Origin of the sequence: Ferrimonas sp. YFM (assembly GCF_030296015.1) — a bacterium.
Classification (GTDB): domain Bacteria; phylum Pseudomonadota; class Gammaproteobacteria; order Enterobacterales; family Shewanellaceae; genus Ferrimonas.
Genome location: NZ_AP027368.1, coordinates 2,567,901 through 2,589,412 on the forward strand (window position 1 = coordinate 2,567,901; position 21,512 = coordinate 2,589,412).

Annotated in this window: 18 protein-coding genes and 1 pseudogene; 7 read left to right on the forward strand and 12 right to left on the reverse strand. The window is 55.3% G+C overall.

The window, feature by feature from the left end:
* Window positions 1-100: 100 nt before the first annotated feature.
* Entirely contained in the window at window positions 101-334 is a 234-nt protein-coding gene (locus QUE41_RS11950; RefSeq protein ID WP_028111071.1) for a DUF350 domain-containing protein, read from the reverse strand.
* Window positions 331-1,416, reverse strand: a complete 1,086-nt coding sequence (locus QUE41_RS11955; RefSeq protein WP_286339271.1) for a hypothetical protein — start codon at window positions 1,414-1,416, stop codon at window positions 331-333. Before QUE41_RS11955 ends, QUE41_RS11950 begins: the two co-directional genes overlap by 4 nt.
* 231 nt (window positions 1,417-1,647) lie before the next feature.
* Here QUE41_RS11955 and QUE41_RS11960 point away from each other — a divergent pair, with 231 nt between their 5' ends.
* Complete coding sequence (locus QUE41_RS11960; protein WP_286339272.1) at window positions 1,648-2,523, forward strand: zinc metalloprotease HtpX; 876 nt, start codon at window positions 1,648-1,650, stop codon at window positions 2,521-2,523.
* On the opposite strand, the gene QUE41_RS11965 is transcribed toward QUE41_RS11960, so the two are convergent.
* The 4 genes from QUE41_RS11965 to QUE41_RS11980 all read right to left on the reverse strand — a co-directional run bounded on the left by QUE41_RS11965 (window position 2,524) and on the right by QUE41_RS11980 (window position 7,671).
* Window positions 2,524-3,609 carry a glycerol dehydrogenase gene (locus QUE41_RS11965; protein WP_286339273.1) on the reverse strand — a complete coding sequence of 362 codons (1,086 nt, stop codon included), beginning with the start codon at window positions 3,607-3,609 and terminating at the stop codon, window positions 2,524-2,526. It abuts the gene before it with no gap.
* 650 nt (window positions 3,610-4,259) lie between these two features.
* Entirely contained in the window at window positions 4,260-5,774 is a 1,515-nt protein-coding gene (locus QUE41_RS11970; protein ID WP_286339274.1) for a DUF1254 domain-containing protein, read from the reverse strand.
* 432 nt (window positions 5,775-6,206) lie between these two features.
* Window positions 6,207-6,731 carry a hypothetical protein gene (locus tag QUE41_RS11975; protein WP_286339275.1) on the reverse strand — a complete coding sequence of 175 codons (525 nt, stop codon included), beginning with the start codon at window positions 6,729-6,731 and terminating at the stop codon, window positions 6,207-6,209.
* A 10-nt stretch (window positions 6,732-6,741) separates the two neighbouring features.
* Entirely contained in the window at window positions 6,742-7,671 is a 930-nt protein-coding gene (locus tag QUE41_RS11980; protein ID WP_286339276.1) for an SDR family NAD(P)-dependent oxidoreductase, read from the reverse strand.
* A gap of 92 nt (window positions 7,672-7,763) precedes the next feature.
* Here QUE41_RS11980 and QUE41_RS11985 point away from each other — a divergent pair, with 92 nt between their 5' ends.
* Window positions 7,764-8,456, forward strand: coding sequence for a TetR/AcrR family transcriptional regulator (locus QUE41_RS11985; RefSeq protein ID WP_286339277.1), 693 nt, complete (start codon window positions 7,764-7,766; stop codon window positions 8,454-8,456).
* A 183-nt stretch (window positions 8,457-8,639) separates the two neighbouring features.
* Here the strand turns inward: QUE41_RS11985 and QUE41_RS11990 are convergent, their stop codons facing one another.
* Window positions 8,640-9,176: a HEPN domain-containing protein gene (locus QUE41_RS11990; RefSeq protein WP_286339278.1), complete on the reverse strand. Its 537-nt coding sequence runs from the start codon at window positions 9,174-9,176 to the stop codon at window positions 8,640-8,642.
* A 265-nt stretch (window positions 9,177-9,441) separates the two neighbouring features.
* Here QUE41_RS11990 and QUE41_RS11995 point away from each other — a divergent pair.
* Both QUE41_RS11995 and QUE41_RS12000 read left to right on the forward strand, forming a co-directional pair.
* Window positions 9,442-10,604 (forward strand): IS3 family transposase gene (locus QUE41_RS11995; RefSeq protein ID WP_286339200.1). Its coding sequence is split into 2 segments (ribosomal slippage): window positions 9,442-9,697 and window positions 9,697-10,604, totalling 1,164 coding nucleotides; the frame shifts between segments, so codons are not numbered across the junction.
* An 8-nt stretch (window positions 10,605-10,612) separates the two neighbouring features.
* Window positions 10,613-10,912, forward strand: a pseudogene (locus QUE41_RS12000) (transposase); the annotation flags it as partial.
* Window positions 10,913-11,386: 474 nt separating this feature from the next.
* Here the strand turns inward: QUE41_RS12000 and QUE41_RS12005 are convergent.
* From QUE41_RS12005 to QUE41_RS12015, 3 genes are all read right to left on the reverse strand, one after another.
* Window positions 11,387-12,367 (reverse strand): DUF6602 domain-containing protein, encoded by a 981-nt coding sequence (locus QUE41_RS12005; RefSeq protein WP_286339279.1) that lies wholly within the window; start codon window positions 12,365-12,367, stop codon window positions 11,387-11,389.
* Window positions 12,368-13,014: 647 nt separating this feature from the next.
* On the reverse strand, window positions 13,015-14,139 hold the full coding sequence (locus tag QUE41_RS12010; RefSeq protein WP_286339280.1) for a M14 family metallopeptidase: 1,125 nt from the start codon (window positions 14,137-14,139) through the stop codon (window positions 13,015-13,017).
* A 136-nt stretch (window positions 14,140-14,275) separates the two neighbouring features.
* Window positions 14,276-16,264 (reverse strand): SDR family oxidoreductase, encoded by a 1,989-nt coding sequence (locus QUE41_RS12015; RefSeq protein ID WP_286339281.1) that lies wholly within the window; start codon window positions 16,262-16,264, stop codon window positions 14,276-14,278.
* Between the two features lie 136 nt (window positions 16,265-16,400).
* Between QUE41_RS12015 and QUE41_RS12020 the strand changes: the two genes are divergently transcribed.
* The 3 genes from QUE41_RS12020 (at window position 16,401) to cls (ending at window position 19,711) form a co-directional block, all read left to right on the forward strand.
* Window positions 16,401-17,249: a helix-turn-helix domain-containing protein gene (locus QUE41_RS12020; protein WP_286339282.1), complete on the forward strand. Its 849-nt coding sequence runs from the start codon at window positions 16,401-16,403 to the stop codon at window positions 17,247-17,249.
* A gap of 61 nt (window positions 17,250-17,310) precedes the next feature.
* Window positions 17,311-18,162 (forward strand): endonuclease/exonuclease/phosphatase family protein, encoded by an 852-nt coding sequence (locus QUE41_RS12025; RefSeq protein WP_286339283.1) that lies wholly within the window; start codon window positions 17,311-17,313, stop codon window positions 18,160-18,162.
* 85 nt (window positions 18,163-18,247) lie between these two features.
* A complete protein-coding gene (cls, locus tag QUE41_RS12030; protein WP_286339284.1) occupies window positions 18,248-19,711 on the forward strand; it encodes a cardiolipin synthase in 1,464 nt (487 codons plus the stop codon).
* Window positions 19,712-19,815: 104 nt separating this feature from the next.
* On the opposite strand, the gene QUE41_RS12035 is transcribed toward cls, so the two are convergent.
* Window positions 19,816-20,490, reverse strand: a complete 675-nt coding sequence (locus QUE41_RS12035) for a TorF family putative porin (protein ID WP_286339285.1) — start codon at window positions 20,488-20,490, stop codon at window positions 19,816-19,818.
* Between the two features lie 86 nt (window positions 20,491-20,576).
* A complete protein-coding gene (locus tag QUE41_RS12040) occupies window positions 20,577-21,512 on the reverse strand; it encodes a carbamate kinase (RefSeq protein WP_286339286.1) in 936 nt (311 codons plus the stop codon).

Consider the following 21,512-nt stretch of genomic DNA (forward strand, 5'->3'; position numbering starts at 1 on the left):
GGACAACAGTGCAGAGAGTGTACAAGACACGCCTGTTCGAAAACAGGTTTCTCGTCATAAAATCAAAAGGTTAGTCAGACAAGGCTGGCCAAACCCTGCGTTAGTGCATCGCCGAAGACACCACGAAGCCCACAAACAGCAGGATGGTGGACTGGAAGATGGCCACCGCCAGGTTGCCCTTGCGGATCTCCTCAATAAAGTCGATGCGACGGAACACGAACTTATCGATAATCACCAGGGCAATCACGCTGACAAACAGGCTGATGACCGCGTAGCTCAGATTCAGGAACATAAAGACGGCGTTTTGTTCTACGGAGGTGATCTCCATACTCATTTCTCCTTGTTTTCAATCTTGAAGGGCGCATTGGGCGCCTCAGCCCAGCCAATGGACCAGGCGGTAATGGGTTCGATGGTGGCGTGCCCCAGGGTGTCGCTGTAGTAGTTCATGATGTCGGTCACGGCGTAATCCCGGGCGTTACGAATTCGGTAGAGATCGGCGGCGCCAAACAGGTGCAGCATCTCATGGGCCTGCACCTGAGGAACAAAGCTATGGCGGGCACCAGGCACCATCTTTTCGGTGAGCATGGCGTACTCGTAGTGGCAGCGCGGCGCCTGCTCTTTGCTCCGGCAGGAGAGCGCGAACGATCGCGCTTCACCATTGGAATGGAACACCAGGGCCACTTCGCCGCTGGGCGCCTTGGCCTGAACAAACTGGGCCATGTTGCTGTATCCCAGTTGCCGGGCAATCAGGTGCTGGGCGTCACTGAAGAAGGCCTTGGAACGCAGCCACTCCTTGGTGATCCCCTTGGGCGAGGTCAAAAAGAAAAAGCGGGTATTGAAGGTGGGCTTGACCAGCCCATACTCCGAGGCACGACGACCATACCAGTCGGTCACCTGCTGCAGATATTGGCGGTTTTGCAGTCGATCCTTTCCGGACCACTTGCTCCAGCGGTTGTCATTCAGATAGAGATAGAGAATGGTCACCTGACCTTTGAGCTCGCCGGCCATGCCATTGGCCCTGGCATCCCGGTAGTGATCGGCCATGGCCCGCTCCTCCTGCATACGACCAATCCAGCTGTTGATCTCATCGATGCGGGCCGAGGTTGCCCTGCTGTGGTCACCGGCTCTCTGCGCCTGGGTCAGGGACTCAACGGCGTAGTGAAAGTGGCGACGCTCCACCTCGATGTGCGCCCGCAGTTTGTAGAGATACTGCACCACCTGTGGGTTTTGCACCTCAGGCAGCACCGAAGCGATCGCCTCATAGGCGTCATCGCTCTGCTCCTGCTCCATGAACGTCAGAATCTGCGTCAGCCTGGGATCCGCCGGTGGCTTAGGCTCGGTATCTTTGCTGAGGTCACTGAACACCACCTTGGCCACCAACGCCAGGCAGACCAACACCCATATCTTTCGAAACATCGTTGTTATTATCTCTCCAACCGAGCGTCCACCGCTGCAGACCCGGGTTGCGACTGCTAAGGTCGCTAACTAAACCACAGAAAAATCGTCCATTTCAATAGAAAGCCCCCTTAACCACAGCCATTCGCCCTATATCTGTACACCAGTGACTGCATTGTACGGACTGAGCACTTGATAACCACCCTGGCCGCCCTTATACCCTTACTAAGAGAGTCAGCAAATGAGGCGAGGATGGATCCGAGACAACACCTGAGATCCCGGCTGCGAAACGCCCTGCACACCCTGTTTCTGTTGGGAGGCATGGCCCTGCTGTTGATGCTCAGTGGCCATCTGCTGCTGGGACCCGGTACCGAATGGCTGGTGCTGGCCATGCTGATCATCGTGTCGGTATTGCTCCCTACCCTGCCCACTCAGTGGCAGCTGAGAATGATGCGAGTCACCCCCATGACCGGGGCGCCTGGGCTCAAACAGGCGGTGGCTGAATTGGCCAGGCGGGCACAGCTGGAACGCTCGCCTCAGGTGTTCTGGTCTCCCTCCCTGACCGCCAACGCCTTTGCCATGGGCAGTCAGAACAATGGGGTGATTGTGGTCTCCGAAGGCCTGCTCAGACGCCTCAGCGCGCCGGAAATTGCCGGCGTACTGGCCCATGAAGTGGCTCACCTGGCCCACAGTGATGCTTTCCTGCTTAGAATGGCGGCGCTGATCACCGGCTTATGTCGGATGCTGGCCAGCCTGGCCTGGATTGGTGCGCTGATTATGCTGCCGCTGATGCTGTTCGGTATGGCATCGGTGTCCATCGGCGCCCTGCTGCTGTTGATGGTCACCCCCCACCTGTGTGCCCTGTTGCAGTTGGCGCTGTCCCGGGTAAGGGAATTTGATGCGGACAGACGCGCCGCCAGTTTACTGGGGGCACCTGAACCATTGGCCTCGGCGCTGCTGACCATCTCCCGCGAGCAGGCACCACTGTGGCGCGGACTGCTGACACCAACAGGCCAGGGGGATCCCCTGGCCTGGCTCAGATCTCACCCGCCCACTGCGGAGCGAGTGGAAAAGTTGATGGCCTTAAAGGCCGCCCAGTCGCCTTATGCCCACAACGAGCACTGGTGATCAGTTCACCCCGCGGCGGCCCAAACGGTCGGCGGCCAAAATGGCGGCCAGTACCTTCTCTGGAGTTACTTTGAAGGGCATGTTGTGGATGGTTTCGCCATCGGCACAGGCCTGCTCGGCGACGGCCTTAAGCTTGTCCATATCCAGCTCCTTGATGCCCAATTGCCACAGGTGAGTCGGCAGGCCTACGGTGTTGCAGAAGCTCAGTACCTCGGCAATCTCCTCTCTGGGGGCATTCTCCATCACCAGCTGCACCAGGGTACCGAAGGCCACCTTCTCGCCGTGGTAGAGATGATGACACTCCTCCATCAGGGTCAGACCGTTATGGATGGCGTGGGCCGCCGCCAAGCCACCGCTTTCGAAACCCACACCGCTGAGGTAGGTGTTGGCTTCCACTATGCTCTCCAGTGCCGGGGTGGTCACCTTGGCTTCGGACGCCGCCAGCGCCATGGGCCCCTGATTAATCAGGGTGTCATAACAGAGCTTGGCCAGGGCCAGGGCGGTGTTGGTGGGCACCCCACCGGCCAGGTTTTGCGCCTGGCCCTGTGCTGCGGCACGGGCCTCGAAGTAGGTAGCCAGGGCATCGCCCATGCCCGCCACCAGCAGACGTGTGGGCGCCTTGGCAATCAGACCCGTGTCCATCAGCACCACGTCTGGGTTTTTAGGTAGCAGCAGGTACTCGTCGAACACACCCTCTTCGGTGTAGATCACCGACAGGGCGCTGCAAGGGGCGTCGGTAGAGGCGATGGTGGGCACCACCACCACGGGCAGGCCGGCGAAGTGGGCCACCGCCTTGGCAGTATCCAGAGCCTTACCCCCACCAATGCCGATGATCATCTTGCAGCCACAGGAAACCGCCTTGTCCTTCAACCGCTCAATCTCGGACTTGGCGCACTCACCGCCAAACAGAGCAAACTCCACCTCCAGACCCTTGTCATTGAAACTGGCCTGAACCGCCTCCTCGGTTAACCCCATGACGAAGTCGTCTGCCAGCACCAATGAATGCACCTTGGCGTGTGTGGCAATGTTATGAATGGCGCCGTCGCCCTGAACATACTTACCCGGAGACAGAATAATGTTTTCCATGACAAATTCCTTTAAGCTCTGGTGGAAGGAAGAATCTTTTTCTGCCGGGCATCATAACAACGGAAATTAAGACTGTTTGTGATCTGAGTGCAGAACATTTTTCCGCAAAAAGTTTCAGTCGAAGCATTGTCAAAGTGCACTAGCAGACATCATAAATCCATCAAGCCCAATGAGATGAGTCACTTATAACTTGATTTCACTAACGCCTTGCTCATTGTGTAAACGATGCATAAAAAACGGGTACCCCAAGACTCGCCTTCCTAGTTTAGGCCTGAAGCCTCCGGCTCCAACCGAAACCAATTTCCAAATAAAAATCATAAGATACAGCAAGATAAGTCTTTGTCGCTTCGCCATGCTGCTCCAGGACATGGCACAAAGACGCTGACCACTTGCCCATATCCCCAGCTAAATTCCAGGACCAACCAAGTCCAGAAAATAAGCCCCAAAAAAGCACTCACACTTATCAAATTGAAATAAAGCTTGTTGTTTCCTCGATAGTGACAATTAGATTTCGCAGCAATACACCTGATATGAAAGTTCAATATTCTGGATGATTTATTGCTTTACAAAAAAGCACTCCACACAAGGCCGACCTTGTAAGCCCGGCCTTGCTTTTTTATCTCTGAGCACTCGGAATCGGCCTGAGCTCATCAATCTATGACTTTGATCTCACCCAGCCGCCAACTCTTTTCTATCCATGGTTCCAGCGGACCGTAGATACGGAAAACGGTGAACCAACCTTTGCCCGGAATGGTTTCCACCCAGTTATTCTCAAACCCCTTTGGCGGCTTAGGGCCAAAATAGAGGTCATAGGAACCATCCGCATTGGCCTTGATACCCTCAGTTTGGCTCCCCACTGTGGGAAAAGGCTGGCTGCTCTGCAGCTGAGAGCGGGTCTGTGGGTCGTAGACGGTGGCCGCCCAGAACTGCTTAGCGGGAGGATTGGCCGGCACCCGCAGCCGGTAGGTTTTAGACCCATCAAATGGCTGCTTGTTGGCATCCACATAGGCCACGGCATAATCCGAGCCCGCACCAGCCCTTGTTAAGGCCATGGCCGGCGTCACCGCCGTATAGGGGTAGTGAAACATCACGCGGGCGTCGCTGTTCATGGTGTGGCCATCATCCCCGTTGAAGAACACATTCTTGTCAGCAAAGGCCATGATCCAGGCGCTGCCCTCCCCGGGGTAGATCTCCACCCCTTTCATCAGGCCATCGACACGGGGGTGCCAGACGATAGAGCGCGCGGCCGCATTGCCTATGGCAACGGCATCACTCAGGATTCTCCTCATGCGCTTATCCGGCTCAAAGGGCTTCCCCTTCTCTATGCCGATCGCCGCAAACAACCCCCTGGTTTCCGGATCGAGCAGCTCCAAGGGCTCTTTCTGGATAACCGCGTTGATCTCCTCATAGAACTTGAAGTTGTTGGCGTGCACCGTGTTAAACGACTGGCCCGACAGACTGATGAACTCCATCTTCGGCGGACTGTCTTTGTCTGCCAAAGGATAGATTCGCAACCCTTTGGCGTTGTTTACCGCCGCGTCTAAGCCATCCCCAAGGGGGAAGCGCATAAACACCCAGACGTTGTAGCTGGTCGACTGCACGACGAAGTACCCCTCGGGCACTTCTCCTTCAAACCCCGGAGGCAACACCAGATACTTGCCCCCCTGCCCCTTATCCGGCCCTGCAGGCCCCAGATCGCCCAGGTAACGAAACCAGGCGTCGTTAAAGGCGCCCAACGGCCCGCCAGAGGGCACCTCAACCACCACGGGCCCGTCTCGAAGCAGGTCCAATCCAGGAAGCACATACATGGTGGAGGTGTTGCCGGTCAGAAACAGCGGACTGGAATCCATCAGATTGTCGAAGATAGGGATCTTGTGCGCCGCCGTATTGGCGCCAAGGCTCTTGGGGCCCTCAATCAACATATGCAACGAGGCGCCGGGTATGCCCTTCATGAAGGCGTCGAACCCTCTCATGGTATCGATGTAGTCATACACTTTTTCGGCGGTCTCCGGGTAGGGAGCCCCATCAAGAAACTTCAGGGTCCCTATGGAGGTGTTCACCTCATCGGGCGTAGAAATAGAATCCAGAACCTCCTGACTTACATCGGCGCTGGCTGCACTGGCGAACAGAACCGCCGCCCAGGACACTAAGGTCGCTATCCTCATCTGCTTTCTCCTGCGAAAAGCCTCGTCTTTGAGGGGAGAGCCTTCTCCGCAGGAACCGACTTTGGACCAGCAACCGCCAACCCCAGTTAAATTATCCAGAGTTGAAACCATCGCTCATAAAAGGGTTTGCAGAGACGCTTAAACTCACAGAAGTGTTGCAGATAATGCCCGCCCTGCAAGATGGCACCGCGAATTAGGCCGTCACCTAATGACGCTTAAAATGCCCGGCAGCAACGAGAACTTCACTGCCGGACCCTAGCCCCCTCTGAAGCGGACACTCTTAGATGGGCGCCCCTAACCCCCTAGCTTGAGGGCTAAGGCCTTGCCTGAGCCTCTACTCAGCGAGGCGCAACTTATCTACCGGGTGGGCCTCGATGGACTCAAACACGTTACACACCAGGTTGCAGCTTGGACAGACCTCCAGCAGCCCCTTTACTGCTGCGACCGGTCAGCGGCCGGACTGCTCAAGGCCTTGTCTATTTCCGCCTGATACACGGTTGCCCGCTCCTTTGAAAAACCGTCGATAACCAGAGCCGCAAGCCCCAGCACCACCAAGGCTATGCCTATGGCTCTCCAGGTGACGCTTTGGGTCTGCCAGAAGATGCCAAGGGCCAATGCAAACCCGATGGCAGCACCAATAAGCGTATAGAGATACAGCGCCTCGAAGCCAGCCACCCGCTCCTGCTCAGATTGCACGAACCCGCTTGGATCCAGCTCAAACGCCGCCGAGAATTGAGCAAGCTTCGCCGGCGTCGACACAACACCAAAGACTCCCACCCCCAGAAACAGCAGAGCGATCAATGAAATTGGAATGACCAACGCCTGTCCCAGCGGTGTCGCCACAAATCGCCACAGGCCTCCGGCCACCAACAGCAGCAGCAAACCAACACCACAGAGAACCGCCATATCCACCCCTTCGCCGCGAACCCAGGCGTGGGTATGTTCAATAAAAGACATCTCCGCTCTCCTAAGCCGTGGGGCGGGACAGACCCGCCATTTCAAAAGACTGACTCAACAGCCTGATGACCTTGCCGGTATCCTGGGTTTCAGGGTTGGGTGCCATCAAAGTGTCTTCGTAGATGAACTTACCGGACACGCCCCGATACTCCTCCCCCAGAGCTGCGGCCACTATGCGTTCTCCTCCTACCCAGGACGGCGCAGCCAGTCCGCCAAAAAAGACGTTGAACATGCGCTCTGCCCCTTTCAGGTGCCTTCCTATATTGCTTTTGATGTAACCGGGGTTGAGGCAGTTGATGGTGACGTCGCTGCCCTGCAGGCGCTCAGCGACATCGCCCGCATGCATGATCATGCACAGCTTGGCCTGGGCGTAGCTCGCGAAGGTGGACCACTTCTGTTCACGATGCAGATCGTTCAGATCCACATGGCCATATTGCTGCGTCCCCGAGGTCACGTTGATGATGCGCGCCTCAGGAGTGGACTTAACCCGCTCCAGCAGAAGCTCGGTCAACAGCATAGGGCTGAGATAGTTAACGACAAAGTTGAGCTCATAACCTTCCGGAGACAGCATGCGCTCGGCCAGGTTGGCGCCCGCACAGTTGATCAACAGGTCAATGTTGCCGCATCTCTCGAGAATGGCAGAGGCGGCTTGTCTGACACTGTCCAAGGAACTGAGGTCGCACGCGACGGTTGAAACCTCTCCCGCGTAGCCCTTGAGCTTAATCTCGGTGTGCACCAGGGCGCTCTTCTTTGAGGTGCGCGCCACAAGCACAATATCTGCGCCCATGGACGCCAAGCGCTCCAGAGCAATCCGGCCCAAGCCATCGGTACCGCCGGTAAACACAACGGTTTTCCCTCTCAGGTCCTGATCAGGCACCCTGTCTGTCGACTTGCGGGCGAAGAATGTATCTATCCAAAGGTTTCCGGATGGGCGTTTCATGGTGTCCTCATCGAGTCGAATCAAAAGTTGCGCCCATTATAAGACCATCGGTCTCTTATTTAAAAGACTAGTGGTCTTATAGATTGTGAATTATGATTAACGCCCTGATCTGTTGGGGTTTGGAAAGCAAAGAGGTATCAAGCATGACGTTTAAGCGGGCAAGGCAAGCAGAGCAGAAGGCCGATCGCCGGGCCAGCATCCTGGCCAAGGCCCGTGAGCTTTGCGCCGAATACGGCATTCAGAACTGGTCACTGAACGAGTTGGGCCGTCGTGCAGAGGTCAATAAATCCAACCTCTACCGTTACTTTGGCAGTCGGGAAGAGATCTTGATGACCTTGATGACGGAAGAGACAGGCGCCTTTGTTGAGGCGTTTACAGCGGCGACAGAGGGTAAAACGCTCAACGCAGAAGAGTTTGCCAAGCTCATTGCAGAGCAGTACTGCGCACAATCGTTTCTGTGCGAGCTACTGAGCCTGTCTTCAACCTTACTGGAGCACAACGTAAAACTGGAGAAGGTCCGGGACATCAAGCTGGGCAGTGCTTCGCAGATGGGAGAGATCGCTAAAGCCATCGCCCATTGCTTGCCTGGCGTAGACGAGAGTGAGGCCGGCCAGATAGCCTTTACCTCAGGCGTGATTGCCGCCGGACTGTGGCCGATGGCCAACCCGGCCGCCCCCATGCGCAAGTTGACCCAGTTCGAAGGGTTGGAGCACCTGCATTTCGACTTTGAAAGCCAGATGGAACAGATGATGGCGAACTACATCAAAGGGGTTATGGCTAAATGAGGCAAATGCGAGCGCCACCTAAGCGTATTCAACAGAGCGAGAAAGCTCTCTGATTGACACAAGAGGCCTCCTGCCTAGGATGAACTCTCTCTTCCTAACTACAAGACATAATGGCCATCTCTCGAAGTTCTAGTACCATGTGCTCAAACCGCCTAAGGAAAGAGATACCAAGATCATTATTAACTAGATCTCCGATAGCTTTTTATCGGTGACATTGACTAACTCTCTGAAGAAACGTATGCATTTATCCAGCTCATCTCGTTTCACTATATGCGAAGATTGTTTGTCAATCTGCGCTCTGTGAACAGCTTCTCCACGCTTTCTAAGCCATGAATTTAATGCAGTTCTTGCATCTTTCGAAGTATGGTAATTTCCCCAAACCCAACTCTCAGTAATATCGATACCGAAAAATTCTTGAAAGAGATCCTTAGTTTTTTTGGAATCTGGGTTATTGAATGTCTTTAGGTGATCGTTCAGGCGCCCTGTTATGATACTACCAACTTGAGAGCCCATAACCATTCCGTATTTTGCATTGATTAGCTCGGCAGCCACATCTTCAATATACGTTTCCCAAGCAGTCAAAGTCATAATCAAAGTTGCGCGCTTCAGCACTTCTGGAGGGCGTGTGCAGCTATTATGGTGATTCATTGAATCATAACAAGTGATCAACTCCTCTGAGTCCGACAAAGCCAATTCGAACTCTTTTTTTGCTTGAGTCATGTGTCATCCTTGTGTTTAGACGCTGGAGCACAGCTAATAAGCTAGCCCACTTTCATTGTTCTAGAACATATGGAACTAATCCATATATGAAAATCATTGCTACTAAGAGTACCAGATTTATGCTTAAAACAGCCACCTAAGGGATGATATAGCCATACTGTGGACTTTGAGGAGCCTTGATGTCAGCTCTGCTGCTTTGTAGTGGTTTAATGATCCCGGACACCGCTTTAGGTGGTAAAGTCGCCACCGTAACAAGAGGTGTTCAATGACAAGAAAGCGTCGCTCATTCACTGCGGAGTTCAAACTGGAAGCCGCATGCCTGGTACTCGACCAGGGCTACTCCGTCCCTGAGGCCAGTCGATCACTCGATGTTGGAGAGACGGTGATCCGCAACTGGGTTCGCCAGCTCCAAGCTGAGAGAGGAGGCCAGACTCCTAACAACAAGGCTCTTACCCCGGAGCAGCAGAAAATTCAGGAGCTTGAGGCCCGCATTAACCGACTTGAGCGAGAAAAGGCGGTGCTAAAAAAGGCCACAGCTCTCTTAATGGCGGACGAATTCGAACGTACGCTCTGATAGACCAGTTGAGAGAGCAGGAATCCACAGAACTGGTCTGTTCCGCCTTCGATATCTCCACATCCTGTTTCTATGACTACAAGGCCCGAAAACGCTGCGTTGACTCTGAGCGTATCAAGTTTCGTAGCGAGCTACGCCGCTTGTTCAAGGAAAGCCGCAGCTCAGCTGGTAGTCGTGCACTGATGTCGATGATGCAGGAATTGGGGCACAAGATTGGTCGCTTCAAAGTACGTAGCTTGATGAAGGAGGCAGGGCTGACGTCCAAGCAGCCTGGCTCTCATTCCTATAAAACGGCTCAAGTGGAGCGACCGGACATCCCTAATCGGCTTGATCGGGAGTTCGATGTTGCCGAACCCAATCAAGTTTGGTGCGGCGATATTACTTATATCTGGGCCGCTGGTCGTTGGCATTATTTGGCTGCAATCATCGACCTTCACACACGCCGAACTGTGGGCTGGGCCATGTCGGAAAGACCTGATGCCGATTTGGCCGTAAAGGCACTGGAGATGGCATACCAGCAACGCGGTTGCCCAGATGGTGTGATGTTCCACTCTGACCAGGGAAGCCAATATGCCAGCCGAAAGTTCAGACAACGTCTCTGGCGCTATCGAATGACTCAGAGCATGAGCCGCCGTGGCAATTGCTGGGACAATGCTCCCATGGAGAGACTGTTCCGGAGCTTGAAGACAGAATGGATCCCATCAACTGGTTACATGACCGCTCGCGAAGCCAAGCGAGACGTCGCCGCATACTTGATGGACTACTACAACTGGCAGCGCCCTCACCAACACAATGATGGGGTGCCGCCTGCGGAAGCCGAGAATCGGGCTAAACAGGTGTCCGGATTTAGTTGACCACTACAATCAACCGCTTCCCTACTGTGCAGCAATTTGCTTCCTACGCTCGGTTGGTAAAATGCAAAGCCGAATCAGCTGGCAAAAGCTATGGCAGTCAAGGCAGCAAAATCGGCAATCGCCACCTTAAATGGGCATTCAGCGAAGCCTGTGTGCTGATCCTAAGAGACAACCCGGCTGCAAAGCGCCACCTAGAACGACTACAACGACGAATGAGCAAAGCAAAGGCGTTATCGGCACTTGCCCATAAACTCGGTCGTGCCGTGTATTTCATGTTGAAGAATAGGCAGGTATTTGATCACCAATAATTTTTCAACACATAAGTTTTGGGGTATGGGATTAGCCACGCACATAACTAGGGCAGCAACACTCAGCATCAAGAGGTGTATCGACTCACTAAGGCATGACCTCGTTGAAAAGATACCCATATGCAGAGCTAGAATCTGATGCCTTGATTGGAAGTCCCATACGCCCAACCCAACAAGGAGCTACCCAGGAGGGTTTGCACCCTGACTGAGCCTGAAAATAACTGGACTCGCAAAGCGATAAGCCAATGGACTTGACTAGGACAGCCTAGGGTTACCGATGAATGTCTAGTGCCCCAATGGTAGCAACACCACCATTGGCAGCGGCAGAGCGCCGTGTAAGAGAGCCTCAATATGTGTTTGCGGCAAACGCTCGCAATGACAGGCGAAGCAATGCCACTTGGTTAGCTCATTGCACTGACAATCAGTTCGGTGGGAGTACGCCCTTACTCTTGACCGTTAGAAGGCTCATATGTGTTATAGGGATTCAGTACACTTATCAAAACATAATCCTGGAGGGTATTCTGTAAGATCCCCATTAACGATGCTAGGCTTGTTTGCCAAAACATAAAGAAGATGCAGTATGAAATAGGTAAATCCATTCCTAGACCATTTTAGACTATACCCATCAAACCGGTCGTGAATAGGGCTTAAGTAGGTAGTATTAAAACTCTTAAAAAAATGCTGTGTATTTCTTCCATCTTTCCGGATATCTAAAATACTAAATGAAGGCGGAGTAGTATTTGGTGATATAGATGAATCAGCTTGTTTCTCTAACACATAGTTATCAATATCGTTGTATAGTTTTTCACTTCGAAGTGGAGGAGATTGCATATTTCCTACTTTCTCAAAAAAACCCGATACCTCAAAGTTCTTATCGCACCTTAAAACACAACCGAAATCGAATAGGCGGTCTCCAGTTTCACCGACCAACTTTGCGAGCGGTGTGATGCTATTTCGCTTGGATAACTGGGACTCAAAAAAAACTACTGCGGTTTTGAAACCAGAGGAGAATCGACTACCAATGTTTCTAAGCCTTTCTAAGCCATCTCTAGCTGATTTCGCGTTTTTAGCATTAAATGCTGCCTTCACTTCGAGCACACACCTTACATAACGTAAAGGAATTGCCTTATGTTGCCCTTGTGACGCCAAATCACTGTTATGACTTTGCCATAGAACAGGACAGCCCTTTTTCTCATAGATTATTACGTCGAAGTGGTATTCAGTGTAATCGGAAGGCTCAACTATCGGCGGAATTATGAAGCCAGAGGTGACGCCATATTCTTCCGGCAGACATTCGATGAGCCAGTTTCGGAGTGTCGATTCAGCTATGACACCGTGCTCAGTCTGTAATGGTCTATTCTCATTTTCAAACTTTGCGAGATCATACTGAGCAAGCATTCCCCTACGGTTCAGTTCGAACTTCTTCCATCCAGCTGTATAGTAACGCTCTTCCATATTAATCTCATTTGTTGTTATAAACAATATATTTTAGAGCAATTAATCACTACATAGCTGCAGCTTGATAGTTTTGCCCTATTACAGCGTATTATTCGGCAACTCGCCGCCTTTCACTCATTACAACTTTGCCGCCTATCCACAATTGATGACATTCTACATTCAATCAAAATCTTTTCACTTTCAATTTTTTAGGGGTTCAATTGAGGAATTTCTTCAAAGCTCTGTTGCGTGCAAGGCGGATCCAGCTCGTAAAAAGGCGGAAGGAACCCATATCTGTATACATAACCAGCTAAAACAACAACTTTAAGTTAGTAAGTGCCAACCTGTATGTGGTTGATATTAATGATATTTTTTGTTTAAGGACTCAAGTTTCGCCCAAGCTTCGCCATGGACGAACACGGTCATTCGTCACCCTTGCCAGAAATCATCCTTAACCAACTGTTTCCAAAAGAATGTTTAAGGTACACCCTGTTGCAGGTGTTTTGTAGGGGGCAAATCACAGAGTACAAGATCTCGTCGTCAACGGACGACCGCTTTTGGCACCAAAGCAGTCATTGAACGATTACTCCGGCACATTTTCTGCCCTTCAGGTACAAAAAAGGCCGCCTACCGGCAGCCCTTCTCATTGTTATCTCGAATCGCTGTTACAGCTTACCCATCACGGCGTTGACCGCAGCAAGGGTGTCGCGGCCGAACTGGTGGCTGCGCTGGGGTGACCAGCCGTAGTCTTCGTCCGGGGCGAAGTCGTGGTCTTTGAACGGCATCTCGACGGTGTAGGATAGGCAGTCGAACTGCTCGGCCACCCAGTTGGAGCCTACGGTAAGGTTGGCTTCGCCGGGCTTGTCTTTGTCGTAGCCGTACTCATCCTGGAACTCTGGGGTAATGGCCATCAGGGCGGACTTGAAGGCGTCCTCCAGGGCTTTGCGCTCTTCGCCGTAGGAGGGAGTGCCCTCACTGCCAGCCACGAAGTTGTAGGGAATCGCTTCGTCGCCGTGGACGTCCAGGAACATGTCGATGCCGGTTTCCAGCATCTTCTGGCGCACCAGGAACACCTCGGGACTGCGTTCCATGCTCGGTTCGGCCCACTCTCGGTTGAGGTTTACGCCAATGGCGTTGGTGCGCAAGTGACCGCGGATGGAGCCATCGGGATTCATGTTGGGCACCACGTAGAACACGGAGTTGCCCAGCAGGGTGCGGCCTACGCTGTCTTCATCGTCCAGCAGGCGGGTCAGCAGGCCTTCGATGAACCACTCGGCCATGGTCTCGCCAGGGTGCTGACGACCAATGACCCAGACAATCTTCTTGCCGGGCTCCGGAGTGCCGATGGTCAGCAGACTCATATCATTGCCATCCAGGGTGTGGCCCAGGGTCTCCAGGGTGCACTCCGGGTGCAGCTGGGCGTGATGGATCAGGTCCTGGTGACGGCCATAGCTGTAAGGAGCGAAATAGGCGAAATAGATGGAGTTGTGCTCCGGGGTCACCTTGAAGCTCATGGTGTCGCCGTCGAACTCGGCGGGGATGCGGAACCACTCCTCACGGTCGTAGGAGGCGGCTACCCGGTAGTTGTCCCAGCCTTCAGGGTAGGCAGACTTGACCAGGTTCATCAGCTTGATGCTGTGCTCCTCGCCCACCTGGGATTCCAGACGGAAATGAAACCACTGGTAGAACTCGGACTGGTTGTCGTTGGGGATGGTCAGCTGGATGTCGTCTTTGGACTCCGCTTTCACCACATTGATGGCGCCACTTTCAAAGTTGCTGAAGATCTTCATTGAACTGTCCCTGTGAGGGTTCCTACTTACTTAAGTGCTGGAAAGACTAACACAGGATATGAAGTGCCAACAGCAAGACACCCGACCGCCAGGGGCGATCGGGTGTCAAGTCAGTACAACAGTTTGTCGGCTTCGATTACAGGTAGTTACCTGACATCAGCGCCGCCAGAGCCACCTGCTCTGGAGTGGGCTTCACCTCCTCTTCGGGCAGGCCCTGGGCGGCGGCGGTGTCCGGGAACATCTTGTAGGTGGTGGACATCAGCAGCTCATACAGCTTGGGCGCCAGGATGTTGGCCGCGCGCATGGCGCTGCCGATGGCGGTGTTCACCTCCACATGCTTCTCAAGAATCGCCTCCTCGATCATCGCCACCGCTTCATCCGGGCTCAGGGTCGGGGCGAACTTGTACATGGGCGAGGACTCAATCATCGGCGTACGCACCAGAGGCATGTGCACGTTGGTGAAGGACACGTTGTGTTCGCAGTACTCCGCACCGGCGGACTTGGACCAGGCGTCCAGCGCCGCCTTAGAGGCCACATAAGCGGAGAAGCGCGGGGCACTGCCACCGAGTACGGCGATGGTGGAGATGTTGATGACGTGAGCGCCACCGGCTTCCACCATCTTGGGCAAGGCCCGCATGGTCAGGCGCACCGGCGAGAAATAGTTGAGCTGCATGGTGCGCTCGAAATCGTGGAAGCGGTCGTAGGTCAGCTTCAGCGAACGGCGGATGGAGCGACCTGCGTTGTTCACCAGCAAGTCCACCGCGCCATGCTCCTCATGGATGCGGTCAATCACCTGGTCACACAGCTCCAGGTTGTTGAGGTCGCAGTTGTAGCTGTAGGCTTCGCCACCCTCGGCCAGGATCTCCTGCTCCACCTCTTTGAGCTGCTCCATGCCGCGGGCCACCAGCATCACCTTGGCACCGGCACTGGCCAGACGAATGGCCAGGGCACGGCCGATGCCGGAGCTGGCCCCGGTGACCACCGCCACCTTACCTTCAACGTGCTGTTCCAGGGTGCGGCTGCCCATACGGTTGGGATCCAGGTTGCGCTCCCAGTAGTCCCACACCACACCGGCATAATCGCGCAGCGGCGGTACGGCGATGTCGGTGCCCGCCAGGGCTTTGCGGGTGTTAGAGTCGTCGAACTTGGTCTTAAGATCCAGCAGCTTAAGCGCCTCTTTTGGCACCTTGAGGCTGGCCAGAGTCTGGTCAATCAGGTGACGTACCGTGGGCAGGTTCAGCAGGGCGCCACGCATGGGCCCAGGAATGAAGTCCAGCAGGCCGGGGCTGATGCCCGCAGAGAGACGGGAGCCGTGAGCGGCCTGGGAGAACACATCCAGGGCCTCAATCATCTTCACCCCGGGGTTGTCCACCAGGTGGTAGCACTGGCCCTGGGTCTCAGGCGCATTGACGATGTGGTCGATGGCGTTGGCCACGTAGTCCACGGGCACCATGTTGAACTCACCGCCCTTGATGCCGATGGCCGGAATCCAGCTGGGCAGGATGTTGCGCAGCTTCTGCAGGGTCTTGAACAGGTAGTAAGGACCATCAATCTTATCAATTTCACCTGTCTTGGAGTGGCCGATGACCATCGAGGGCCGGAAGATACGGTACTCCATCTCCTCCTGCTCGCGCACCAGGGCTTCGGAGTCGTACTTGGTCTTGAGGTAGGGGTTTACGTCCAGGCCAACGCCCTGCTCGAACATGTGCTCGTTGAATACGCCGTGGTAGAAGCCGGCAACGGCAATGGAGCTCAGATGGTTGAAGCATTTGGCGCCGGCAAACTTAGCCAGGGCCAGGGCCTCTCTGGTGCCACCCACGTTGATGTCGTGGTTGAGCTGGGCAGATGCGGTGATGTTGTACATCGCCGCGCAGTGGATAAATTCGGTGACCTTACCGTGGATCTTCTCTTTGTCGACGTCGCTGACGCCGAGCATGGGCTCAGCCAGTTCGCCCTTGATGATGGTGAACCTGCTGGGATCGAGATTCAGCAGTTCGCAGTTCTCTTCAAACTTGTCCTCTGTGCCCTCCCGCACCAGGATAAAAATCTCACCTTCCCGCTTGGCCAGGTTGGCCAAAATGTACTTTCCAATGAAACCAGTACCGCCAGTAACAAAGTAACTCATACCCGCCTATCTCCATCCGTAGATAATGACTTTTTTAATAATGGCGGTAAGTTAGTGGTCTATCTATTACCTCCGAGGTAATATTAAACCTAGAAAATGTGATGGTTTTTGCATCAATGGATAAAAAGGATTGATGATGCATGAAGCGGGACTGACCATGCCCAAAGGCGCCTTTGGGAGACTACTGAAATTTTGGCGAAAAACCCGGGGGCTGAGCCAGGAGAGCTTGGCCCATAAGGTGGGTTCGTCGCTCAGACACATCAGCTTTCTGGAAACGGGCAAATCCCTGCCTGGCCAGGAGTTGGTGGAGAAGCTGGCGGAGCTGCTGGAGCTCAACGTCAGAGAGACCAACAACCTGCTCGCCTCCGCCGGATACGCCCCCACCAGCTTTACCCTCAAACCCGACTCCTATGAACACCACTGGCTGCGACAATCGCTGATTGCCACCCTGCGCGGCTTCGATCCCTTTCCGGCAATGATCATCGACCAGTACGGCAGTGCCAGGATGATCAACCGCGGCATGCTGACTCTGGTCAAACGCTTCGCCCCGGCCACCGCCGCCAAAGACAGCTTCAACATGGTGGATCTCATCTTCACCGAACAGGGGTTCAAGCCCTTCCTGATTGGCTGGGAGGACACAGTGTGTGCCCTGCTGATGACCCTGCAGCAGGACATCCTGATGTACCAGGATCCCTGGGCCAGTCAGTTGCTGCAAAGGGTGCTGCAAGAGAAGTCGGTGCCCAAGGACTGGCGCAAGCGCGGCTCCAAGCAGATGAATGTGACAGGCTTTGTGACCACCACGGAATTTCCCGGGCGCGGGGTGGAACAATGGATGCACGTGTTTCATACCGTCGGGGCCACCAGTTTTGTGTCTGAGCCCAAGTTAATGATTCACGCCATCTTTCCCAAGGAGCACTGCTGCGATCCCAAGTGGGAGGAGCTGGTGGCGCGCTGCGACGCCGACCATCCACTGCTGCCCTATTGACCAATCCTTAATCAGAAGCGATCATTAGGCCTTTATTTGCGCCGCTTCTGGAGGGTTTGGGTTGAAACACATTGCTCTGTCACTGACCACTGCCGCCCTGCTCTCCTTGGGACTGAGCGGCTGCCCCTCGGCGCCACCACCAGGCACCCAGGCCTGGGTGATGCCGGCGGCCACCACCGCCACCGACGCGCCCGAGCCCCTGCCCCATCGATTCTCGCTGATCTCCTGGAACATCCATAAGCAACTGGGTGAGCCCCAGTGGCAACAGGAGTTTGCCCGGATGCAGCATGAGTACACCCCGGACCTGCTGGCGCTGCAGGAGGTGAACGTCAACCCGACTGTCGCCCCTGAGCTGTCGCCCTACCATTACGCCTTTGGCGCCAACCTGCAAAAGCGGGACGGCAGCCAGTCCGGGGTAATGAGTCTGACCGGCAGCCCCATCCTCAGCGCCAGGCTGAAGCTGACCACCCCGGCTGAGCCCATTACCCACACCCCCAAGGCGGCGCTGCTGACCCAGGTTGCTTTGGATGAGCAGCAAAGCCTGATGCTGGTGAACATCCACGGCATCAACTTTGTCACCAACAGCGATTACCGCCAGCAGCTGGATAATCTGGAGAAGCGCATCGCCGCACACCAGGGGCCGGTGATCTTCGCCGGCGATTTCAACACCTGGTCATCCCAGCGGCAGAAGCTGCTGACCGCCCTGGCCGGTCGCCAGGGGCTGAGGCAGGTGCAGTTCAGCGATAATGAGAAGTCTGAGATAAAGCAGTTTCTTGGGCAGCCGCTGGATCACATCCTCTACAGCTGCCAGCTGACCCCGGTCGCCGACAGCAGCCGGGTGCTCAGCGAGTTCACCAGCTCGGATCACACCCCGCTGCTGGTGGAGTTCGAGTACAGCCCGGTGTGCGGCTGAGCAAACATAAATCTGAACCAAACCCCTGTTCCCAGCGCAGATTCGGTGTATATTTGCTACACATAACCGCCACTTAGCAGACGATGTGAGTCAGTTTTATCAATTCGTAACCCTGGCACTGGTGGCCGGCTACTGGATTCTGGTGGCTGGTGTCACCCTGCGTATCGTGCTTAAGCGCCGCCCCTTCGGGGTCTCCCTGGCGTGGATGCTGCTCGTCTACATCATTCCCCTGTTCGGCGTCATCGTCTATCTGCTGTTTGGCGAGATGAACATAGGCAAAAACCGCAAACGCCGGGTCGGCGCCATGACCATCCCCTTCCAGCAGTGGTATCACAAGCTGCAACAAGCCGCCGAAGTAGGCAAAACCAAGGGCCCTCACGCCCGCCCCCTGCACGAATTGAGCCTGCGCCGCCTGGGGATCCCTGCCCTGATGGGCAACGACCTGGAGCTGATTGAGAACTGCCAGGAGATCCTGCGCCGCATCATCGTCGACATCCGCAACGCCAAAAGCTCGGTGCATCTGGAGTTCTACATCTGGCATCCCGGCGGCCTGGCCAACGAGGTGGCCGACGCACTGATTGAGGCGCGCCAGCGAGGGGTTCAGGTAAGGGTACTGCTCGACGGGGCCGGCAGCCGCGACTTCTTCAACAGTCTGTGGGCCTACAAGATGGAGTCCGCCGGAGTAGAGATTGTCAAAGCCCTGGGTGTGAACCCACTGCGGATGTTCCTGCGGCGAATGGATCTGCGTCAGCACCGCAAGATCGTGGTGATTGATCAGGAGATCGCCTACACCGGCTCCATGAACCTGGTGGACAGCCGCTACTTCAAGCAGTCCTCCGGCGTGGGGGAGTGGATCGACATCATGGTGCGCATCACCGGCCCGTCGGTGCTGTCGCTCAAGGCGCTGCAGGCCTGGGACTGGGAGTATGAAACCGGGCTGCGTACCCTGGAGGAGATGGACCCGGAGCGGCTGCAGGCCAAGCCGGACCACAGCCACGCCAGCCACTCGGTGCAGGTGATCCCTTCGGGCCAAGGGCTGCCGGACAACCTGATTCAGCAGGTGCTGCTGCTCTCCATCTACCATGCCCGCAAGAGCATCGTACTGACCTCCCCCTACTTCGTACCCAGCGAACAGCTGGTGGATGCCCTGCGCACCGCCGCCCAAAGTGGTGTCGAGGTGAAACTGATCATCCCGGACAAGAACGACTCCTTTATGGTGGAGTGGGCCAGCCGCGCCTTCTTCTCCGAGCTGCTGCGCTCCGGGGTGGTGATCTACCGCTTCAATGGCGGACTGCTGCACACCAAGTCGATGCTGATTGACGATGACCACTGCATTATCGGCACGGTGAACCTGGACATCCGCAGCCTGCTGCTCAACTCCGAGGTGTCTCTGGCGGTGGATGACCCTGAGTTTTGCCACAACCTCGGCAATCTGCTGCAGCGTTACCTGGATCAGAGCCATCGCCTCGATGGAGTGCGCTGGGCGGAACGCCCCATGTGGAAGAAGCTGGTGGAGCAGTTTTTCTACACCTTTGCCCCTCTGCTGTAAAAAGCCATCCCTGAGGATGGCTTATCTCTGTCTGCAACTCGTGTAATCCAAAAAAGGACCCGACCATGTCTGGCTAGCCGGGCCAAGGATGAGCCCGTCGGGGTTCAGAGCTCGAACGCGTAGAGCCAACCTACCAGAAACTTAGGGTCATCCTGGCTCTTGTCGGTATCACTGACGGCCCAGTAAACATCACCGACCTGCGTGGTTTTGGTTAAGGTAATCTTGTAGTCGATGTAATCCTCCTCTGTTGCCACATCCCAAAAGGTCTTACCGACGGACGCACTGATCACCAGGGTCTCGGACAGGCCGTATTCTGCGCTCAGCGCCACATAGAGCGCATCTTCGTAGATCTCGGCACCGCTGTCGGTATTGGTGGTGTAGGCAGTCTCCAGCCCCAGTCCCTTCCAGTTGAGCTTGGCGTACAGCTCACCGAAGTCGGCGTCGTAGGACTCGCCCTCAAACCCGGCGTTGGGGTAGGCGTAATAGATGTAGCCAAGATCAAACCCCAGCCCACTCAGCTCACCGGCGTAGCCGCCATAAAGGTCCACCTCGTAGCTGGTGTCATCGCCAAAGTCGACGCTGGATGCCCAACCTCCCACATAGAAACCGGACTCGCCCAGGTAATCCAGGCCGGCAGAGACCGCCGGTGCCCCATCGGACAGGCTGGTTCCGCGCCACAGGTAGTCACTGGCCACCCCGAAATTGCCATAGAGTTCCGCGTTGGCCTGAGTCGCGGCAAACAGGCCCAAAGGAAGACATAAATACGCCATTCTGTTCATAACACTCTCCTTAAATGGGCAAAGCTTTCCCGGACCCAATCCACCGATTCGGCTCACTGCCCTGCCCTGGTTTTCAGTCGAATTTGTCAATAGTAGGTTTTCTCAGCGGTTGGCTCGATGTGAGTGCCACACTCACCCTTGAGGATGCCGTCAAGCTGGTACAGGGAGCCGATAACCGCCCGGCGGCCGGTGTTCTCCACAAAGCGACAGACGGCGTCGACCTTGGGGCCCATGGAGCCGGCGGGGAAGTCGTACCCGGTCAGCGCCTCGGGGGAGATGCGCTTGATCTCCTTCTGCGCCGGGGTGCCAAAGCCTTCGCAGACATTGCCATCGGTCAGGATGATGAACATATCGGCGTCGATGCACTCGGAGATCATCTCGGCGGTGTAGTCCTTGTCGATGACGCACTCGATGCCGCAAAGTTTCTCCTGCTCATCCCGGTAGACCGGAATGCCGCCACCGCCGCCGGCAATGACCACACAATCGATGTTGAGCAGCGCGTTAATCTGGTCAATCTCCAGCACCTGCTTAGGCTTGGGAGAGGCCACCACCTGGCGGTAGTACTCACCATCCGGTTTGTAGATCAGGTGCGGGCGGTCGCTGGTGATCCGATCCGCCTCCTCCTTGGAATAAACCGGGCCGACAAACTTGGTGGGATTGCCGAAGGCGGGATCGTCCTTGTCCACCAGGGTCTGGGTGATGATGCTGACCGGGCGGCAGCCCTCATCCTCGTTGAGCAGCTCCTGTTGCAGCAGGCAGCCGACCATGCCACAGGTTTCCGCGCTGAGGACATCCATGGGATAGGGGGTGATGTCCGGCTTCACCTCGTGGTAGCAGGCGTTTTGCTCCATCAGCATCCCCACCTGGGGGCCATTGCCGTGTACAATCACCAGCTCGTTGCCCCGGGCGATCTTGGCGATGCTTGCGGACGCCTTCTTGATGTTGTCGTGCTGATTGTCCAGAGTCTGGTGCTGGCCCCGTTGCAGCAGGGCGTTGCCACCCAAAGCCAATACGATACGCAT

What these genes read in the sequence shown, in the direction of transcription:
- QUE41_RS11970 (WP_286339274.1), bottom strand. Translation starts at nt 5,774, where the DNA reads ATGAGGATAGCGACCTTAGTGTCCTGGGCGGCGGTTCTGTTCGCCAGT.
- QUE41_RS12035 (WP_286339285.1), bottom strand. Translation starts at nt 20,490, where the DNA reads ATGAACAGAATGGCGTATTTATGTCTTCCTTTGGGCCTGTTTGCCGCG.
- QUE41_RS12005 (WP_286339279.1), bottom strand. Translation starts at nt 12,367, where the DNA reads ATGGAAGAGCGTTACTATACAGCTGGATGGAAGAAGTTCGAACTGAAC.
- QUE41_RS12015 (WP_286339281.1), bottom strand. Translation starts at nt 16,264, where the DNA reads ATGAGTTACTTTGTTACTGGCGGTACTGGTTTCATTGGAAAGTACATT.
- QUE41_RS11980 (WP_286339276.1), bottom strand. Translation starts at nt 7,671, where the DNA reads ATGAAACGCCCATCCGGAAACCTTTGGATAGATACATTCTTCGCCCGC.
- QUE41_RS12010 (WP_286339280.1), bottom strand. Translation starts at nt 14,139, where the DNA reads ATGAAGATCTTCAGCAACTTTGAAAGTGGCGCCATCAATGTGGTGAAA.
- QUE41_RS11975 (WP_286339275.1), bottom strand. Translation starts at nt 6,731, where the DNA reads ATGTCTTTTATTGAACATACCCACGCCTGGGTTCGCGGCGAAGGGGTG.
- QUE41_RS11955 (WP_286339271.1), bottom strand. Translation starts at nt 1,416, where the DNA reads ATGTTTCGAAAGATATGGGTGTTGGTCTGCCTGGCGTTGGTGGCCAAG.
- QUE41_RS11965 (WP_286339273.1), bottom strand. Translation starts at nt 3,609, where the DNA reads ATGGAAAACATTATTCTGTCTCCGGGTAAGTATGTTCAGGGCGACGGC.
- QUE41_RS11960 (WP_286339272.1), top strand. Translation starts at nt 1,648, where the DNA reads ATGGATCCGAGACAACACCTGAGATCCCGGCTGCGAAACGCCCTGCAC.
- QUE41_RS11990 (WP_286339278.1), bottom strand. Translation starts at nt 9,176, where the DNA reads ATGACTCAAGCAAAAAAAGAGTTCGAATTGGCTTTGTCGGACTCAGAG.
- QUE41_RS12040 (WP_286339286.1), bottom strand. Translation starts at nt 21,512, where the DNA reads ATGCGTATCGTATTGGCTTTGGGTGGCAACGCCCTGCTGCAACGGGGC.
- QUE41_RS11985 (WP_286339277.1), top strand. Translation starts at nt 7,764, where the DNA reads ATGATTAACGCCCTGATCTGTTGGGGTTTGGAAAGCAAAGAGGTATCA.
- QUE41_RS11950 (WP_028111071.1), bottom strand. Translation starts at nt 334, where the DNA reads ATGAGTATGGAGATCACCTCCGTAGAACAAAACGCCGTCTTTATGTTC.
- QUE41_RS12020 (WP_286339282.1), top strand. Translation starts at nt 16,401, where the DNA reads ATGCATGAAGCGGGACTGACCATGCCCAAAGGCGCCTTTGGGAGACTA.